At 42.7% G+C, this 18,625-nt stretch carries 14 protein-coding genes; 13 read left to right on the top strand and 1 reads right to left on the bottom strand.

Annotated elements, in window-relative coordinates:
- The first annotated feature begins 61 nt into the window (after nucleotides 1-61).
- The 4 genes from LXL81_RS11350 to LXL81_RS11335 all read left to right on the top strand — a co-directional run bounded on the left by LXL81_RS11350 (nucleotide 62) and on the right by LXL81_RS11335 (nucleotide 4,352).
- Nucleotides 62-988 (top strand): AraC family transcriptional regulator, encoded by a 927-nt coding sequence (locus LXL81_RS11350; RefSeq protein ID WP_234646898.1) that lies wholly within the window; start codon nucleotides 62-64, stop codon nucleotides 986-988.
- Between the two features lie 93 nt (nucleotides 989-1,081).
- On the top strand, nucleotides 1,082-1,822 hold the full coding sequence (locus LXL81_RS11345) for an SDR family oxidoreductase (protein WP_234646897.1): 741 nt from the start codon (nucleotides 1,082-1,084) through the stop codon (nucleotides 1,820-1,822).
- 72 nt (nucleotides 1,823-1,894) lie between these two features.
- Nucleotides 1,895-2,647 carry an SDR family oxidoreductase gene (locus tag LXL81_RS11340; protein WP_234646896.1) on the top strand — a complete coding sequence of 251 codons (753 nt, stop codon included), beginning with the start codon at nucleotides 1,895-1,897 and terminating at the stop codon, nucleotides 2,645-2,647.
- A 613-nt stretch (nucleotides 2,648-3,260) separates the two neighbouring features.
- On the top strand, nucleotides 3,261-4,352 hold the full coding sequence (locus LXL81_RS11335; RefSeq protein ID WP_234646895.1) for a Gfo/Idh/MocA family protein: 1,092 nt from the start codon (nucleotides 3,261-3,263) through the stop codon (nucleotides 4,350-4,352).
- Here LXL81_RS11335 and LXL81_RS11330 read toward each other — a convergent pair.
- Nucleotides 4,322-4,474, bottom strand: a complete 153-nt coding sequence (locus LXL81_RS11330) for an SDR family NAD(P)-dependent oxidoreductase (RefSeq protein WP_234646894.1) — start codon at nucleotides 4,472-4,474, stop codon at nucleotides 4,322-4,324. The two genes, LXL81_RS11335 and LXL81_RS11330, sit on opposite strands and share 31 nt — an antisense overlap.
- A gap of 301 nt (nucleotides 4,475-4,775) precedes the next feature.
- Between LXL81_RS11330 and LXL81_RS11325 the strand changes: the two genes are divergently transcribed.
- The 9 genes from LXL81_RS11325 (at nucleotide 4,776) to LXL81_RS11285 (ending at nucleotide 18,607) form a co-directional block, all read left to right on the top strand.
- Entirely contained in the window at nucleotides 4,776-7,199 is a 2,424-nt protein-coding gene (locus LXL81_RS11325) for an ABC transporter permease (RefSeq protein ID WP_234646893.1), read from the top strand.
- 145 nt (nucleotides 7,200-7,344) lie between these two features.
- The gene (locus tag LXL81_RS11320) at nucleotides 7,345-8,052 is read left to right on the top strand and encodes a hypothetical protein (RefSeq protein ID WP_234646892.1); all 708 of its coding nucleotides are present in this window, start codon (nucleotides 7,345-7,347) and stop codon (nucleotides 8,050-8,052) included.
- Between the two features lie 201 nt (nucleotides 8,053-8,253).
- Nucleotides 8,254-9,564 carry a neutral/alkaline non-lysosomal ceramidase N-terminal domain-containing protein gene (locus LXL81_RS11315; protein WP_234646891.1) on the top strand — a complete coding sequence of 437 codons (1,311 nt, stop codon included), beginning with the start codon at nucleotides 8,254-8,256 and terminating at the stop codon, nucleotides 9,562-9,564.
- Nucleotides 9,565-9,727: 163 nt separating this feature from the next.
- A complete protein-coding gene (locus LXL81_RS11310) occupies nucleotides 9,728-10,537 on the top strand; it encodes an SDR family oxidoreductase (protein ID WP_234646890.1) in 810 nt (269 codons plus the stop codon).
- A 51-nt stretch (nucleotides 10,538-10,588) separates the two neighbouring features.
- Entirely contained in the window at nucleotides 10,589-11,503 is a 915-nt protein-coding gene (locus LXL81_RS11305; RefSeq protein WP_234646889.1) for an AraC family transcriptional regulator, read from the top strand.
- Between the two features lie 282 nt (nucleotides 11,504-11,785).
- Nucleotides 11,786-12,355, top strand: coding sequence for a type VI secretion system tube protein Hcp (locus tag LXL81_RS11300; protein ID WP_234646888.1), 570 nt, complete (start codon nucleotides 11,786-11,788; stop codon nucleotides 12,353-12,355).
- A 29-nt stretch (nucleotides 12,356-12,384) separates the two neighbouring features.
- Nucleotides 12,385-13,152: a T9SS type A sorting domain-containing protein gene (locus LXL81_RS11295; protein ID WP_234646887.1), complete on the top strand. Its 768-nt coding sequence runs from the start codon at nucleotides 12,385-12,387 to the stop codon at nucleotides 13,150-13,152.
- Between the two features lie 406 nt (nucleotides 13,153-13,558).
- The gene (locus LXL81_RS11290) at nucleotides 13,559-16,702 is read left to right on the top strand and encodes a TonB-dependent receptor (protein WP_234646886.1); all 3,144 of its coding nucleotides are present in this window, start codon (nucleotides 13,559-13,561) and stop codon (nucleotides 16,700-16,702) included.
- A gap of 12 nt (nucleotides 16,703-16,714) precedes the next feature.
- Complete coding sequence (locus LXL81_RS11285; RefSeq protein WP_234646885.1) at nucleotides 16,715-18,607, top strand: RagB/SusD family nutrient uptake outer membrane protein; 1,893 nt, start codon at nucleotides 16,715-16,717, stop codon at nucleotides 18,605-18,607.
- Nucleotides 18,608-18,625 lie beyond the last annotated feature (18 nt).

Genomic DNA, 18,625 nt, shown 5'->3' with positions numbered 1-18,625 from the left:
TCTGATAATATTGATATGAATCTGTTCTCAGTAATTTGTTTATTGTATTTAAATTTACGGTATGCTAAACAAGGAAACCGTATCTCAAAGTCTGTATGATCTTTATAAGAGCATGGATCTGCCGTTGGGGTCCATTGATCCGAAATCGGGGTTTACCGTACATTCCTTAAAGGAAACTTTCAAGACACTTCCTTTTAAATCGATTGCTTACCGTCCTGATTATTTCAGCTTCACTTTTATAAAAGATGCCCACGGCAAATACGTAATAGACGAAATGGAGTTCCTGACCGAGCCGGGAACTATCTACTTTACGAACCCGGGAAACTTCCGGCAATTTGAATGGTACCATATTGACGATGCCTACCTGATTACATTTAAAGAATCATTTCTGAAAGAACATGTGCATCATGATGTGTACAAAGATTTTTCATTTCTGCTGACAGAGACAGTTCAGCCAAAAACACTGCAAGTATCCGAATTTGAGGAAATAGAGCAGTTGTATCGTCAGATTCTGAAAGAACAAGTCGGTAACTCACCGTATAAAAATAAGATTATCGGCAGCTTGTTTGTCGCGTTGCTGTTGAAGATTAAGGAATATTTCTGGCAGGATTATAACCCGATCTATGAAGGTAACCGCGGTTCACTGATCGTTAAAGTATTCAAGCAAAATCTGGAAAACAGTTTTCGTGACCTTTTAAATGGCAAAACTGATAAGATACCACGGGTACAGGACTTCGCCACTTTGCAGCATTTGCATCCCAATTATCTGAGCACGGTCATTAAGACCAAAACAGGCAAGGCCATCAGTACCTGGATTGCAGACAAAACCATCGCTGAAGCCAAATCATTGTTGCAAAATTCAACGACCTCCATCAAAGAAATCACTTTTCTGCTGGGTTTTACCGAGTCTACCCATTTTAGTAATTATTTTAAAAAACACACAAATCTTTCCCCGGCGGCCTATCGCAAACAGCATCAAAATATCTGATCTTAGATATTTGTAAGTAATACTTTAATATCCGTCCTTTTGCAGGGGAGGCCATCTATGATCTTTGTTCTATCAATTTAAAACAAAGAAAACATGAGCAATCTAACAGAAAAAGTGATCCTGGTAACAGGTGCTTCAAGAGGCATCGGGGCGGCAATCTCACACAAATTAGCACAGGCCGGAGCAAAGGTAATCGTCAATTACGCCGGCGGAAAAGAAGCGGCTGAACAAACCGTTAACGACATCATTGCCAAAGGCGGCGATGCCATTGCAATTCAGGCGGATGTAAGTAATGCCGGTCAGGTAAAAGCAATGTTTGACGCAGCCATTGCGCATTACGGAAGGATTGATGTGCTTGTCAATAATGCAGGCGTCATGATCACCAAACTTTTGAAAGATACCACAGACGAAGATTTCACCCGCCAGTTTGATATCAATGTCCGCGGTACGTTTAATACCATGCGTGAGGCCGCAACACGTTTGGCCGACAAAGGCAGTATTATTAATTTTTCAACTTCTGTTAACCGGATCATGCTGCCCGCTTACAGCACCTATGTCGCTACAAAGGCGGCAGTCGAGCAGCTCACCCGTGTATTTTCCAAGGAAGTTGGCAGTAGAGGAATTAATGTCAACTCAGTTTCTCCCGGACCTACCAATACCGAACTTTTCACCAATGGAAAATCACAGGAGGTAATCGACCGGTTGGCATCACTCTCCGCTTTTAACCGCATCGGTGAGCCGGAAGATATCGCACAGATCGTATTGTTTTTAGCCAGTGATGAAGCCAAGTGGATCAATGCACAAAATATAGGCGCCAATGGCGGGATGGCGTAAGGCTGTCATCAATTGGCCGTCAGGCTTAACAAACAATTCATTCATAACATTAACCAGATTACAGGAAAAAACATGAACTCATTAAAAAATAAAGTAGCAGTAATTACAGGATCAGCCAGAGGATTAGGCAAAGCCATAGCAGAACGTTATGCCGCATTGGGCGCCAATATCGTCATCAACTACTCCCGGGACAAAGCATCTGCCGATGAAGTAGTAGGCAATATCAAAGCTATGGGCGTAAAGGTGATCGCTGTGCAGGCCGATGTGAGCAAAGTCGCTGATCTTGAACGTTTGTTTGCCGAAGCCAAAAATACTTTCGGGAAAATAGACATCGTCGTGGCGAACGCGGGTATCGAACTTGTTGAAACGCCGGTTGTAGATTTTACCGAAGAACAGTTTGACCGCGTATTTTCTATCAACACCAAAGGAGCTTACTTCACCATGCAGCAGGCTGCGAGAAATGTGGAAGATAACGGGCGCATCATTTATATTGCTTCCAGCACAACCTCATTTCCTGTCCCCGGGATGGCTGTTTACGGAGGAAGTAAAACTACGCCAAGGTATATGGTTGAAATTCTTTCCAAAGAGATAGGGCATAGAGGCGTCACAGTTAATACGATTATCCCTTTTGCAGTAGACCATTCCGGCATCTTTGCCGAGCCTGACAGTTATCCGGAGCTCCGCAAACAATTGTTGGACAGCTGCCCGATGGGAAGGCTTGCAGAAGTTGAAGATGTAGCAAATGCTGCCGAGTTCTTCGCCAGCGATCTTTCTTCTTTCGTTAATGGACAGCATTTGCTTGTAAACGGTGGTGCAACCAATTAATTTATTTGAATTTTGGCTCATGGCTACCGAGCGCACACGGCAGCCATGAGCCAAAATTGTCAGGTTATCAAAATCATAATGATCACCGGTAAATCATTTTTAATTCAGTGTTTTTATCCGGGCCTAAGGGGAACATAAACATTCAGTTTGGAATGCTGTATCAGTTAAGATATTTTAATTGTGTTGTATTAACTAACTGAAAAGTGCTATAAGTGAAGCGTCTCCATCTTTGGCAACGATAGCTTGGGCAAAACTCTGAAACAGTTCCTAAGTCGTTTTTATCATCAATAAATTTTTTCATTCGCGACTATTTATTTAACAGAACAGGCTATTTTACTCATAAAAATATCCGGACTTTTGTATATCATATTAAGTGTGCATAAAATTATTATTTGATATGTTCAGGGATGATTAAGGGTTGTGCTATCAAGATTTCAATACTATTGCCGAGGTTATTTCCTTTTTTGAACAAATGATGATACTGCGCTCTGCCGTTATAACCGATGAGACTTTAAAAAATACTGACGGTTTTCATCAGGAAAATAATCTGCAATTTTTACTAAATCTTTTTGGCGTTGATGCAGGTGATTAAAATTGAAATTATAAAAATAATATGATGAAAAATAATAAGATAGGAGTTGGCATTATTGGCGCGAATACAACCAACTGGGCATCAAAGTCTCATATTCCCGCACTCAAACTGATACCTGAATTTGATCTTGCAGCTGTCAGTACCACAAGGATGAGTACCGCCAAGGCAGCAGCGGATCAATTTGGTGCGCGGTATGCTTTTGATAATGAATCTGATCTGGTAAACTGCCCGGACGTTGATCTGGTCGTTATAGCCGTTAAAGTACCATATCATTACAAGTTGGTCAAAGCAGCCATTGAAGCGGGTAAAATGATCTATTGTGAATGGCCGCTGGGCAATGGAACTACCGAAGCGCAGCATCTGGCATCGCTGGCGGCTGACAGGGGGTTGCGCACTTTTACAGGGCTTCAGGCAATTTCGTTACCCGAAACGGTTTATCTGAAAAGGGTAATCGCTGAGGGATTGATTGGTGAAGTGCTTTCATCCAGCGTGATAGGATCAGCAGGTGGCTGGGCTTCCTCCCGCACCACAGACGATCTTTATTTATTAGATCCTGCAAATGGAGCCAGCATGATTGAAATCCCTTTTGCGCATACGCTAGCTGCATTTGTTGATGTTTTAAGTGGTTATAAAACCGTAAACGCCGTTCTGGCCCGTCGCAGACAGGAGGTTCCACTTCTGGCAACCGGAGAAAAAGTCCCCCAGCTTACTTATGATCAGATCGTATTGTCCGGCACACTTGAAAATGGATCTGTCGCCAGTATGCATTACAGAAGCGGTATTTCGGCAGGGACAAATTTTCTCTGGGAGATCAATGGGACAAAAGGCGATATTGTCATTACAGGAAATCTGGGTCATTATCAGTTATCAACTGTGCAGCTGCAATACTCTGCGACCGGTAACAAGTTGACCCCGCTAGTTATTCCTGATGACTATTTATCAAAAAGCACAATCATTCCGGACCAGCCGGTTCACGGTATGTATTACGCTTACCAGACTGTTTTAAACGATATTAAAAACAACACCCGGCATTTTCCTGATTTTGAATCCGGCGTTCGCATGCATAAGTTTTTAGACCAAATTTATGAAAGTGCGGCCAGCAAATTGGTTTGAAAAGATGATTCCCAATTATCGTCAGTAAGCACGGCGAAACCACCCCCAGGTGTTTCGGAGCCTCCCGAATTATTAACCAGTATATCCAGGCGACCAAATTTTTCAAGTACTTTCTCGACCACTTGGCTGGTACCGTCCGGTTTGCTTAAATCAGCTACTGAATAAATGTCGGTGGTTTCTTCTTCCGGCTTATTTCACGCAGTAATGATCACTTCAGCACCTGATTTCAAAAGGCGGTCTGAGATGGCTTTACCGGTTCAATTGCTGCCTCCGGTTCCATGATAAGGTTTGAAGTGGGTCTCAAAACAACTTTATTAAAATAACTAATGAATTAGTTTATAAACTAACAAATAAGTTATACATTTAGACCGTATAGTTAAGACGTTATTCATACCATTATCTGAATATTAATTTACGTTGGCTATGATAAGGAATTACATTAAAGTTGCCTGGCGTAATCTGTTGAAGGATAAGTCGGTTTCGTTCATCATGATTTTCGGATTAGCCTCTGGTATAGCTGCCTTTCTCTTAATTGCTCAGTATGTATTCTCTGAATTTAGCTATGATGACTTTCATGCTAATGCTGATAATATCTATCGTATTCAGCTGGATGATTATAAACAGGGTGTTCTGACCAATAGCAGTACAATCAGCTACCACGCCGAAGCTCCGGCCATAAAAGAAGCTTTCCCCGAAGTGGAAAGTTTTGTTCGCCTGCACAGGGCGGATGGCATGATCAGTTACCGAAAACCAACGGGGGAACTGGTAAGCTATCATGAAAAAAGGGCATTTTATGCGGACTCTTCCTTATTCAATGTATTTTCATTCCCATTACTAAAAGGTGACACCTATCGGGTGCTGCGTCGGCCTGAGTCAGTTGTGATTTCAGAAAGGATGGCGCAAAAATATTTTGGTCAGGAAAATCCGATTGGAAAAACGCTTCAGTTAAGTTCAGATTGGCAGGGAGGTGACTACGTAGTGGAAGGCATATTTGCTGATATTCCGGCAAACAGTCATATCCATTTCGATTTTGTTTTTTCCATCCAGAATCTGCTCAAAAATAAACAGTTCGCCTCAGGAGGCTGGTACTGGACTAATTTCTATACATATCTGCTGCTAAAACCGGGTACCTCTTTCAAAGCATTAGAAGGCCGGCTGTCCGGTATTATCGAAAAGCATATTAGCAAGCAACTTAAAAAATATAATATCAGGCAAACGTTTGTTTTACAGCCCCTTACCACAATTCACCTTTACTCCCAAACGGCTTCGGAGGTTGAAGCAAACGGGAATATTGTCGTCGTTTATGTGCTCACGCTGGTAGCTCTGCTGATTCTGGCCATTGGCTGGCTTAATTATATCAATTTATCAACGGCGAGAGGAATTGAAAGAGCGAAAGAAGTAGGACTCCGCAAAGCACTGGGTTCTGGTAAAGCACAACTAATTCAACAATTTTTTGTTGAAGCTCTGGGTATTAACCTGTTATCTGTGTTAATTGGAGTTGGTCTTTTTTTGTTAGCGCATAACATCTTCAATGACTGGATTCAGGCTACAAATGATTTTTCCATGGCTCAAAAGCCAATATTTTGGATTGTATCCTTCTCTGTCATTTGTCTGGGGTTTTTTCTTTCCGGATTTTATCCCGCCTTTATCCTTTCCTCGTTCAAACCAATTACTATTTTAAAAGGGTATTTGCCTAAACAAGCCGGTGGCGAATCGTTCCGTAAAGCCCTGGTAGTGTTTCAGTTTACCGTTGCAATCTTCCTGATCATTGCTACACTGATCATTAATCAGCAGCTTAATTTCATGCAGCAGCAGGATTTGGGGATGAACATCAACCAGAAGCTCATCGTTAAAGCTCCCAAAGTGTTACGAACGGATAGTTTTACGAATGACATTCGGTTTTTTAAGGATCAGATGTTAGCAAGTACGGGTGTGCAGCAGGTGACGACTTCCTCCGAAGTTCCTGGTCAGGAAATTTTCTGGACCGACGAATGGCAACGATTTCATGAGGCTGCCGCTGAGTATAAACTGTGCAGTATGTTGGCTGTTGACGAGGATTTTATTCCAACTTATAAAATCAGGTTGCTGGCGGGGCGAAATTTCAATAAAGAATTAGTGCTTGACAACGAATCGGTTATAATCAACGAGAGTGCGTTGAAAGCTTTTGGCTTCGTTGACGCCGAAGCGGCACTCAACCAGGAAATTGGCAACGTTATTCCCAAAAAGATTGTCGGCGTCGTCAATGACTTCCATCAGCAATCCCTGAAAACGGCAAATCGTCCTATGATTTTTCAGCATATTCCCTGGAATAGTAACTTTCTGACGATTGCGCTACGGAGCAGCAATATCAGGGAATCAATCAGTATGCTGCAAAAATCCTATGAGGAAGTATTTCCTGGTAATGCATTTGAGTTCTTTTTCCTGGATGATCATTTTCAGCGACAATACGAATCCGATGAACGGGTAGCCACTCTGTTCAGCTGGTTCGCGCTATTAGCGATTAGTATTGCCTGTTTGGGTCTGTTAGGTCTGGCTATGTTCATGGCCAGGAATCGCATAAGGGAAATCGGCATACGAAAAGTACTCGGAGCCAGCGTTGTCAGTGTTGTCGTGCTGTTATCCAGGGATTTCCTTAGGCCCGTGGCTATGGCTATTCTGCTGGCTTCCCCTCTTGCCTTGTATGCAATGACCTGGTGGTTAGAAGACTTTGCCTATAAAACGGACATCGGATGGTGGACATTTGCACTGGCAGGTGCGATGGCAACTGGAATTGCCCTGGTAACTGTAAGTTTTCAAAGTGTCAGAGCCGCATTGATGAATCCCGTCCAAAGCTTACGTGGCCAATGAGGTTAAGAAGCTGGCGGCGATTGATCTCTTGTACCGTCGTGAAAGAAATTTGGTAAGAAAATAAATAGTATGTAACTTTTATTCAACTTATCTGATCTTAATTCTTATGAAGATTTTTCTTTATTGTTTGCTAGTCATTATTTGTTTGTCATGCAAAACGTCAGGGGATGATGTAACTAAACAGGATACTGTTCTGGATGAATATCCTGATTGGTATACTTTGAAAGCACCGGTAGATCACCAGATTGTGGGTGCCTGGGGCAATTATAACAAAACGATACTGATTTCTACAATGTTTAAACTTTTTCGCAGCACCGATCAGGGCAAGAAATGGGAACAGGTTAGTGAACAGTCGACCGGAATTATGGGTATCGTACAATATCGGGATACTTTGTTTACCATGAGCGGTTTGTCCAGCCAGTCGAAAGAGAATAAATCTCAACAAATCCTTGTACAGGCAAATAATTATAGCGTAGATGATGGCAAGACCTGGCAAAAATACGTGGCAAGAAATCCCGTATTAGGCGGCCTGCCTGAATTTGATTCACCTGATAAATTTTTAATCAATCCGGTTGTAGCTCCAAATAAGGTAACATATCAGATTAATAGAGCCTTCCGAGACGGACCCAATGTTACATCAGGAGTTTTTGAAACCCCGGGAGTCATTAAATCCACAGGTGAGACAATTGATCTCCCGCAACTTCATCAGATACAAAGCCTTTATTTTGATGATCAGCAACGGCTTTACATTATAGGAAGCGATGCAGTCTGCGGTTCTGGAGACTCGTTTAAGTTTTGTAATAGCAAGGAAGGCAGAGGGGTTATCTATGTTTCCAGGAAATCAATGCCTTAAATTTTTCCTTATACTACTTAAATTTTCGGGTGTAATTCCCGGGTAGGTCAAAAAGTGATGCCAACCGCTATTAATGTAATCCTTACTGATTTTCATTTGCCGTGGTAATTAATTTAAAATTAACCTTTTGTTATAGGCCAGGCTCTTTCTTTGTCGCTTATCGCCATAATCTTGTTAATTATTAAATTCATTAACCGCATCATGAAAAACTTTTATCTGTTGCCAGCACCTTCCTGGCGCATCATTGCAGCGCTTTTGCTTTGCCATTTCATAGTCATACCTGCACATTCAGATACGGGCATATTGCTGGCCGGAACAGCCAAAATTAATATAACCCCCAAAACCAGTGAGCCAATTCATGATTCGGTATATGCCCGTAGCCTGGTGCTGGAAGTGGACCGTCTCAATATAGCTTTTGTAGCGGTTGATCTTGTTATTTTTACAAGTTCCAGGATAAAAAAGGAAAGCTTTGTAAAATATGGAATTTCTCAGGTTATCCTTTCTTCATCACATAATCATTCCGGACCGCTGGTCGATAATAAAATCTTTTTCGCAGAAAACAGTCCGTTTCAAAAATTTTATGAAGATCAAATCATTAAAGTGATTGGAATGGCGGTAAAAAACAAATTTAAAGCCAGGATTTCTGCTGGTAAAAGTATATTTCCCCAGTTAAACTTTAACAGGTTAATCGTGCGTGAGGATGGCCATGCCCGTGAGTCCTGGTTTGAGGACGAGCATTATAAATCTGAAAATCCGGAAAGAATTCCCTTTGGTCCGGTTGATACCGAGCTGGGCGTTATAAAAATAATGAATGACAAAGGGGATACCCGGGCAGTTTTAATGAATTATGCCATGCACGCTGATATCGTTTGTTTTAATTATGCGGTTTCAGCAGATTTTCCAGGCATAGCAGCCCGGAAGGTTGAAGAAACCCTGGGCAAAGATGTTAATTGTCTTTTCATCCAGGGCGCTTCGGGTAACATGGAGTCGTTGCTGATAAGTCCTAGGCGTTCGGGCCCCGACGATAAAATACAAACCAATTATGAGCCTATGGAAAGAACAGGCGAGCTGTTAGCCTGGGAAACCATTAAACTGGTAAAGAAAACAGCACCAGGTCCGGACCGCACGGATATGAAATTCATAACAGATTCTCTGCAATTCACCGGGCGTTATGACAAAAGTCTAAAATTCAACATCCAGTTTTCCAACCTGGTAATTAACAACGACATTTCGATAGCCATTTGTCCCGGCGAATTTTTCGTACAATTTCAAATGGACTGGAAAGAGAAGATGAAACTTGCCGGCGCAAACGGTTTTTTGTTCGGTTATTCATGGACGGGTGGGGGATGGCCGGGTTACATTGGAGACATCCGATCTATGGCATTAGGCGGCTATGGCGCCGACCAGAACCCAAAAGGTATTCAGGTGGGAAGTGGTGAATCGGTAATGAGCAAACAGCTTGAAAATTATTATCGCCTAACCGGGCTTATGAGGCAGCATCCTCCGAAATAATTTTTTTAGATTGTTCCATTAGCATGTCTAGAATGACATTGCACCGATAAAAGAGCCAAATGTTAAACCTTACTTATCATTTTGGCTCCAGGGTTCTCCGATTTCGCCACAGATTCCATATACCGTGATATTAGCTTTGTATTCAATTATTTAAAAGAAGGAAATGACAAAGACAATATTCATCACGGGAGCTTCGGCAGGAATTGGCAAGGCTACCGCAAAACTTTTCGCACAGAAAGGCTGGCATGTAATTGCAACGATGCGCAGGCCGGAAAATGAGAAAGAACTGAATCTTTTAGACAACGTAACTGTACTGCCGCTGGATGTAACAAACCTGGAACAGATTAAAGAAACGACGCAGAAAGCACTGATGTTAGGCCCCATTGATGTCGTTTTTAATAATGCAGGTTATGCTTTGCTGGGTATACTGGAAGCGATATCGGATGAGCAGGTGGTCAGGCAGATGGAGACAAATTTCTTTGGTGTAGTTAGGGTGACCCAGGCATTTATTCCCTATTTCAGGGAGAAAGGTTCCGGGCTTTTCATTACCACCGGATCTTCTGCCGGCTTAATGGGATTTCCTGTAAGTTCCATGTATGATGCAAGCAAATGGGCTTTGGAAGGTTGGAGCGAAAGCTTATCTTACGAATTGAATGAAATCGGAATAGGTATTAAAACCATAGAACCAGGTTTGGTTGCAACTGAGATCGGAGACCGGTCAGTAATCGTTTCCCATCCGGCCTACCAAAGTTTGATGGATAAATTTATGGCACTTATTGCGCACGGTGAAAATGTTACTACGGCAGAGCAGATCGCAGAAGTAGTTTATGGTGCTGCTACGGATGGTAGCGACACTTTGCGTTATGTATGCGGCGAAGATGCCATAAACCTTTACAGCCAGCGGCTGGCAAATGGCGACGAGGCTTTCAGAGCAGGAATTAAACAAATGCTTAGTGCCAATCAGCAAATTTAAATTACTTTGCCGGTAGATATCTTTGATGATATTTACCGGCAGGATTTAATTATGGAACAGAGAAATAAATTACAGGTCTTTCATTCAATTACAGAAATGCAGCGCATTTTTGGTTTACCCAAACCATTGCATCCGCTGATCAGCATGCTCGACTACAATAAAGTAGAAATAACTTCTGAGATGCTGGCACATCCTTTTGTGATGGATTTCTACAATATTACTTATAACGAATCGGCAGGCTGTCGGATGAAATATGGACAAACCGTTTATGATTTCGAGGAGGGCGGTATGTTTTTTACTTCACCGGGCCAGCCTTTGACCGGTATACAAACAGGAGACTCCCGTTCAGGTTTCACCCTGCTGATTCATCCCGATTTCTTGCGGAATTATACCTTGGATACGAAAATAAAAAGTTATGGGTTTTTCTCTTACTCGGTCAATGAGTCGCTGCATCTGTCGGCAAAAGAGCAAGTCATAATCACAACAATTGCTAAAAACATTGGTGACGAACTTGAAACGGCGATTGATGATATCAGTCAGGATGTGCTTATATCGCAGATTGAACTGTTATTGAATTACAGTCACCGCTTTTACAAGCGACAATTCATTACCCGCAAACCACTGAATAATGCTTTGCTGGAAAAGCTGGATAAAATACTTGATGACTACTTCAATGACAAAACGGCCTTAATGAATGGCTTACCCTCGGTACAGTTTCTTGCCGGACAATTAAATATATCACCAAAATATTTAGGCGATATGCTCCGGACGCTGACCGGGCATAATACGCAACAACACATACATATCAGGCTGATCGAAAAAGCAAAGGAAATTTTGACCATAAGTGATCTAACCGTCGGTGAAATTGCCTTTCAGTTAGGTTTCGAGCATCCGCAATCATTTAGTAAGTTGTTTAAATTAAAGACCAATTTATCACCACTGGAATTTCGAGCCAGCTTCAATTAAAACTTCTCTACAGGAATACCGATGAGATTTAAATCTTTTTCCAGCTCCGGGCGGATGACTGCATCACATTTATTGCACTTGTGTAGGGGTGTTGAATCGTTGTATGAACTTCCTTTTTTACCGTTAACTCAGTATTGGCCTAATAACTATCTGATTACATCCAGGTTACAACGATTATATTTAATTTTGAATGAGAGACATGGGATAACAATATTGGTTATCGATCCAGGGTTTTTTACGGTAAATCAAATATTACATTTTAACTTTCAACCTGGCTTTTTCATGAAAAAATTTTCCGTTTTCGTTTTTTTCTCATTTCTTTTTCTTCAAAATAATACTGTATATGCCCAGCACATATTTCTAAAGGCGGGTGATCTTACATTGAAAGGCAGCTTGTTTACTAATTATGAAAATTATGTTGAGCTTACCGGGGTGCAGTTAGGTGCTGACGCGGAAGTTTCTGTAATTAAGGGCGCTGGTGCTGCGGTTGGAAAGGCAAATTTCGATGCTATCGTTATCACCAAAAGTGTAGACATATTATCGAACGAATTAATGAGAAACATTGCGGCAGGTAAATCAATACCACTTATTGAAATTATCACTACAAACAAAGTTGGGCAGGTTGAACGCGTGGCGCATAAGATTGAGCTCAAAAACGTTTTTGTAACCAAAATCGCTAATGCCAGTGCAGAAGCATGCCCCGGGGACTGTGGAACTGTTGCTGAAAGTGTAAGTTTTGTATACAAAGCGATAAGAATTACCACTTATTCAATCGACTCCAAAACAGGTGCGTTTGTTGCAAACCCAAATCCGTTTGAACTGGATATTTCTTCGATGACTGCGACTTTTTGATTTGTTTAATACTTAAATCCAAATCAAATATGAGCTTCAAAATTTGTCTGGCTTTATTTTTACTCGCCGGAGTAGCCAGTGGACAATCTCTTCCTAAGTCCCGCGCGCAACAAACTGCGGAGAATCTGGTAGAAAGAACAACAGCCGGTTTCTTTGCTATTAATACATTAAAGACACCATTGTTAAGTACCGACCCTTGCTCAATGATTGTGCCCTGCGTACAAAAGCCTCTGCCGGTAACTTTGCTGAGCTTCTCGGTTGAGCGTATTGATGACACCCACGTCATGCTTCTATGGCAGACGAGTGAAGAAGTGAACAATGATTATTTCCAGATCGAGAGAACAGTTAATCCAATTGCTGGTTTTCAGGTAGTTGGTAAGATTAAAGGAGCAGCATCTTCAAAGTCCACAGTTAAATATCAAACAATTGATCCGAACGATAATTCAGAATATACCTATTATCGCCTTAAACAGGTTGATTTGGACGGTACCTTCGAATACAGTTCCATTGTGGCAGTAAAGGGAACAATGGTGCCTTTTAGCATCGCAGCATTTCCAAATCCGGGTCAAGTCAAGACGATATTGTTCAAAGTCAATGGCATGAAGGCCCCTGAGCAGCTGGAAATAACCATTTATGATCTGTCAGGCAAAGTTGTTTATCACAATGGCAGTCAGGTGGCATCAGCAGACCAGCAATACTTAAATCTTCGTCTGCCAAATTTATCACCGGGAAAATATACTATAAAAGTTCAGAGCAAACAGGATTTGGGGGTAAGTTCATTTGTGGTTGTACCGTAATTTTTAAATATATACAAACAAAGCTTCGTCAGACAAAAATATTCTCTCTTCAAACGCAATTCTAATCATCTTTCTATTCCGCCTTACACGCAGCGACTAAGCCAAGTCAATAGCTCAGTTTTAAAAAAAACTATTCGTATAATGAAAAATTATATTGATTCAGTGCACTTATTAATCATTTATTAACTATTTCTTAATAGCTCCGCCCTTTCTTTGGCCTAATCGTTCGGCCGAATAGATCTCTTACCCAAACAATTTCAATCTGACAATCCTGAGGGAGCAGGTAAAACTGCCACTTGCCGGACTGCCTAAAAACCCGTATCCAAAACCCAAATGCCTATGACAAAAATTATTTGACCAAAACGCCGACTTTGAATTAAGAATAACTACTCACCAATTAATTTTTATGGAAAATCAACCTTTATTAAAAAAAAGAATAAAGGCCTGGATGAAAGTGTTACAGCTGGTCATGATGGCATTTGCTATGCAGCTTTCTCCTCAGGTCTTCGCACAAAATCAATCTGCCGGAAGCGGCGAAATTTTAGTATCCGGTGAAATCGATGATGAGAAAAACCAGCCCGTACCTGGCGCAAGTGTGGTACTGAAAGGATCTATACAGGGTACTACAACGGATGCAAATGGAAAGTTTTCGCTTAGTATTCCCAGATCAGGCGCAACGCTGGTTATGAGTTTTCTTGGTTATAAGAGACAGGAAATTGAGGTTGGAAACAAAACCTCTTTCAAGATCAAACTGGAACCAAGCACAGACGAGCTTCAGGAAGTTGTCGTTGTCGGGTATGGAACCCAGCGCAAGCAAACCCTGACTGGCGCAATTTCCAATATTGTTTCAGATGCGATCAAAACCACCACCCATACCAGTTTGGCGCAGAGTCTTCAGGGTAAAATAGCTGGTGTGCAAATCCGCCAGAACTCGGGCGAGCCGGGTTCATTCAGCACAAGTATTAACATCCGCGGGTTTGGCGAACCGCTTTATGTGGTAGACGGTGTTGCGCGTGATGGCGGTTATGAATTTCAAAAAATAAATCCGGATGATATTGAAAGCATATCGGTATTAAAAGATGCTTCCGCTGCAATATTTGGTATCCGGGCAGGTAATGGTGTTGTGATTGTGACGACAAAAAAAGGAGCGAAAGGTAAACCCAAATTTAGCTACAACGCTGTTTACGGACGGCAAAGCCCTACCGATGTTCCCGCTATGACCAATGCGTATCAATGGGCGCAGATGCGTAATGACGCTGCCAGAAATCTGGGGGAGAATCCGGTTTATACTTCCGAGGAGGTCGAGAAATTCAGGACCGGTGCGCCAGGGTATCAAAGCACCGATTGGTATAAGCAGGTTTTAAACAAATCAGCTTCACAAACACAGCATTTCATTTCCGCATCCGGTGGTGAAGGCGCCGCGACTTATTTCACCAGTTTCGGTTATCAGAACGAAAACGGGCTTTTGAAAAGCAATGACATGGGTTATAAAAAATATACTTTCCGTACCAATGTCGGTATTGACCTGACCAAAAACCTGAAAGCGGATTTGATCCTGTCCGGGCTTTATGACAAAAGAAATCAGCCTGGCGACAACTTTTTTAATATTTACAAAGGGACGCGTATTGCCTTACCAACGGAAAGACCGTACGCTAATGATAATCCGAAATATCCTGCGCTGTTGAGCGGCGGTTATAATCCGGTTGCGTTGGCTGATGGTGCTTTGACAGGTTATAATGAGGAAGCCAACAAGTTTTTCCAGTCAACCTTTGCTTTGACCTACACCGTACCTTTTGTAACCGGATTGAGAGTAAAAGGTCTTGTTGCATATGACAGCAATAATTACCGGGCAAAATCGGTTTCAAAAAGCTATAATCTCTACACCTATGACGCTGCGACAGATAAGTATACCGCGCATCAGCAGCGTAATCCTTCACGGATCGGTAATAATTTTTCGGATAACAACCGGGTTACTTTTCAGGGACAATTGTTTTACAACAGGGTTATTGCAAAAAACCATAATCTTGGCGCAACGCTGGTATACGAGCAGCAGGAATCCAAAAACAGATCGGCCGGGCTGGGAAGAGAATACGCGTTTTTTACAAACGACCAGATCGATCAGGCTGGTTTGAATAACCAGACCACGAGCGGAAACGAAAGCGAATATGCAAGCCAGTCGTATGTGGGGCGTCTTAATTATGATTTCAAAGAAAAATATTTACTTGAAGTGGCGGCCCGTTACGATGGTTCTTACCGCTACCACCCGGATAGAAGATGGGGATTATTCCCGGTAGTTTCAGCCGGTTGGCGGATTACGGAAGAGTCATTCATGAAGAAAATTCCATTCGTCTCGACACTAAAATTAAGAGGTTCGTATGGTTTGGTGGGTGCTGATGCGGGTGCACCGTTTCAATATGTTCCCGGATTTTCGCTCAGCGGTGGCGGCGGTTATGAATTCAACAACGGAAACTATACCACCGGAGCAGCTTCTCCGGCCATTGTCAATGAAAAGCTTACCTGGTTTAAATCGAAAATCCAGGATGTGGGTATTGATATCGGGCTTTGGGATAATAAAATTGACCTGACCGTGGATGTTTACCAAAGAGATCGCAAAGGATTGCTGGCCAGAAGAAATGTGTCATTGCCCAACACTTTTGGCGGAACCCTGCCTGACGAAAACCTGAACAGCGACCGTGTGAAAGGTATTGAATTCACGGCAGGATATAGCGGACAGATCCGCGATTTCAAATATGGCATTACCGGAAATTTCAATTTTGCCCGGACGATGAACCGTTATATTGAAAGAGGAGATTTTTTGAGCAGTATGGACAAATGGCGCAATGGAGGCGCAAACCGCTGGAATGATGTGGTTTGGGCTTATCAGCTGGAAGGTCAGTTTCAGAATAAAGATGAAGTCATTTATGCGCCGATCCAGAATGGAGATCTGGGCAACACGCGCGAGCTGCCAGGTGATTTCAAATATAAAGATGTCAATGGAGACGGGGTGATAGACGGAAATGATGCGATGCCATTATTCTTCGGCGGAGATCCAAAAATGTATTACGGGCTTACTCTGAACGCTTCTTACAAAGGTTTTGACTTCATCGCCTTATTTCAGGGATCAGGAAAATACAGCGTCCGTTTTCGTGAGGTTTATGCAGAAGTATTCGCATTCCGTGGAAATACGCCTGAATACTTTTATGACAGATGGCATTTGTCCGACGATAACCAGTGGACACCCGGCAAGTGGCCAGCTTCACGATTCAACTATAATGTGGGTGCCATGTATGCGGAAAGTTCTGCCTGGCGGAAAGATGCTTCTTATTTGAGATTTAAAAGTGCGCAGCTGGGCTATACTTTCAAGCAGGGATGGCTAAAAAAAATCGGTATCGAGGAAGTCCGTTTGTATGGAAATGCTCATAACATTTTCACCTGGGCAGATCCTTTCGTAAAACCATTTGACCCTGAAAAAATCGAAGGTTTGTTTGGTGCCGGACTCACTTATCCGGTAACCAGAAGTTACAACTTTGGTATAAATGTTAAATTCTAAGCACGAGAAAAGATGAAATTATTTAGATATATCATGCTGCTTCCCATTTTGTTTTCGCTGAGCTGCGGAGATGTTCTGGACAAACAGCCTTTGGATAAGTTGCAGGGAGAGAATTTGTTTTCTAATCCCGAAGGTGTCAAACTTTATATGGCGAACCTTTATTACCAGCTGCCGATTGAAGATTTTACATTTTTCAGACAGGGTTTTAACTGGAACACGGGCGATCCGAACAACGGAGGATTTGCGCCTGCGATGGTCACAGATGAAGCAGTGCATACAGAATTTGGTGATTTCATCGGCAATGATGATTTTCAGTGGTGGGACCAGGGATACAAACTGATCCGGGATACCAACATTCTTATTGACATCATCCCTACGCTGGCTGTGTCGCAGGATGAAACCAAAGCGCTTGTCGGAGAAAGTGCCTTTATCCGTGCTTATGCCTATTTTGCTTTGGCAAAAAGATATGGCGGAGTTCCTTTAATTACCTCAGTTCAAAAATACGAGGGTGATGTAGAAGCGCTGAAAGTACCAAGAAGCACTGAAAAAGAAACCTGGGATTTTGTTTTGAAAGAATGTGATCTGGCCATTCAAAACCTGGGCGAATCATGGCCGGCCGGCGAGAGAAGAGCAACAAAATGGGTCGCTTATGCGCTGAAATCCAGAGCGGCCTTACATGCGGCATCGCTGGCGAAATATGGAGACAGGGCTCCGATTTCAGGCACAGCAGTTGACCAAAAACTGGTAGGTATGGATAAGTCAGCAGCAGCGGAATATTACAGGGCAGCCATTGAAGCCAGCGAAGCACTCATCAGTTCCGGTAAATTTTCCCTTTATAAACCAACGCCGGCATCTCCGGAAGAAGCGGCCGAGAATTACAGAGAACTCTTTGAGGACCCGAACATTGCGCCAAACGAGGCCATATTTATCAAAGGTTTTGCAAGACCAGGTGCCGGTACCGGACATAATTATGGAATCTGGTATCAACCCAATCAGACAGCAAATGGCTGGCCGCATCCCGGGCGTATGAACCCGACGCTTGATCTGATCGATGCTTATGAAAGTTATACGGATCCAGGAAAGAGTGCGCCGGTTGTGACATCAGAGTCAGCTAATGATATAAATGACTATAACGGATTTAATGCGTCAAAAAATTACAAACGTTATGATGATCCGGCAGGCATTTACAAAGACAAAGATGCGCGGCTCTGGGCCACGGCTATCTTGCCAGGCACTGCGTGGAAAGGTCAGAAGATTATTATCCAGGCCGGGTTTGTGAAACCGGATGGTAATCCGCAGCTTTTCGGCGGAGAGCCTGTCACAGCGAATGGAAAAACATACTATCCGTATGGCGCAGCTGACCGCACACAATATTCGGGCTTCGATACCTGGGGCGGAAACAATACGCGGACGGGTGTGAGCTTCAAAAAATTTCTGAATGAGGGCACCAACGTGGCTCCGGGCTGGAACCAGACGGTATCAGACTGGGCAGATTTTCGTTATGCAGAAATCCTTTTGATCTATGCGGAAGCAATCGTGGAAAGCGGTTCTGCAAAAACGGATGCAGGCACAAAAGCCTTAAATGACATCCGCCGCCGGGCAGGTCATACCAAAGACATTCCTTTGAGCATTGACAACGTGATCCGGGAAAGGCGGGTGGAACTGGCCTTTGAAAACAAGCGGTTCTGGGATCTGATAAGACGCCGTGAGTATCATACGCTGTTCAACAACTCCGTTCGCCATGCTTTGATACCGGTACTTGACCTACGGGTTTCGCCGGCTAAATACATTTTTATCCGCCAGACAATCCAGCGTTTGAATCCAGCCACTTTTGATTACAGACAATATTACAGGTCCATTCCCGGCATAGGTTCAAACGGCCTGGTTCAGAATCCACAATACTAGGAAGGTTGACAAATCTTA

The sequence above is a fragment of the Dyadobacter sp. CY356 genome, assembly GCF_021440195.1.
Taxonomy (GTDB): Bacteria; Bacteroidota; Bacteroidia; order Cytophagales; family Spirosomataceae; genus Dyadobacter.
Note: the sequence above shows the minus strand (reverse complement) of the source record. Positions and strands in the feature narration are given on the sequence as shown.

Coding starts and splice junctions, on each gene's coding strand:
- LXL81_RS11350 (WP_234646898.1), top strand. CDS start 62: ATGCTAAACAAGGAAACCGTATCTCAAAGTCTGTATGATCTTTATAAG.
- LXL81_RS11345 (WP_234646897.1), top strand. CDS start 1,082: ATGAGCAATCTAACAGAAAAAGTGATCCTGGTAACAGGTGCTTCAAGA.
- LXL81_RS11340 (WP_234646896.1), top strand. CDS start 1,895: ATGAACTCATTAAAAAATAAAGTAGCAGTAATTACAGGATCAGCCAGA.
- LXL81_RS11335 (WP_234646895.1), top strand. CDS start 3,261: ATGATGAAAAATAATAAGATAGGAGTTGGCATTATTGGCGCGAATACA.
- LXL81_RS11325 (WP_234646893.1), top strand. CDS start 4,776: ATGATAAGGAATTACATTAAAGTTGCCTGGCGTAATCTGTTGAAGGAT.
- LXL81_RS11315 (WP_234646891.1), top strand. CDS start 8,254: ATGAAAAACTTTTATCTGTTGCCAGCACCTTCCTGGCGCATCATTGCA.
- LXL81_RS11310 (WP_234646890.1), top strand. CDS start 9,728: ATGACAAAGACAATATTCATCACGGGAGCTTCGGCAGGAATTGGCAAG.
- LXL81_RS11305 (WP_234646889.1), top strand. CDS start 10,589: ATGGAACAGAGAAATAAATTACAGGTCTTTCATTCAATTACAGAAATG.
- LXL81_RS11300 (WP_234646888.1), top strand. CDS start 11,786: ATGAAAAAATTTTCCGTTTTCGTTTTTTTCTCATTTCTTTTTCTTCAA.
- LXL81_RS11295 (WP_234646887.1), top strand. CDS start 12,385: ATGAGCTTCAAAATTTGTCTGGCTTTATTTTTACTCGCCGGAGTAGCC.
- LXL81_RS11290 (WP_234646886.1), top strand. CDS start 13,559: ATGGAAAATCAACCTTTATTAAAAAAAAGAATAAAGGCCTGGATGAAA.
- LXL81_RS11285 (WP_234646885.1), top strand. CDS start 16,715: ATGAAATTATTTAGATATATCATGCTGCTTCCCATTTTGTTTTCGCTG.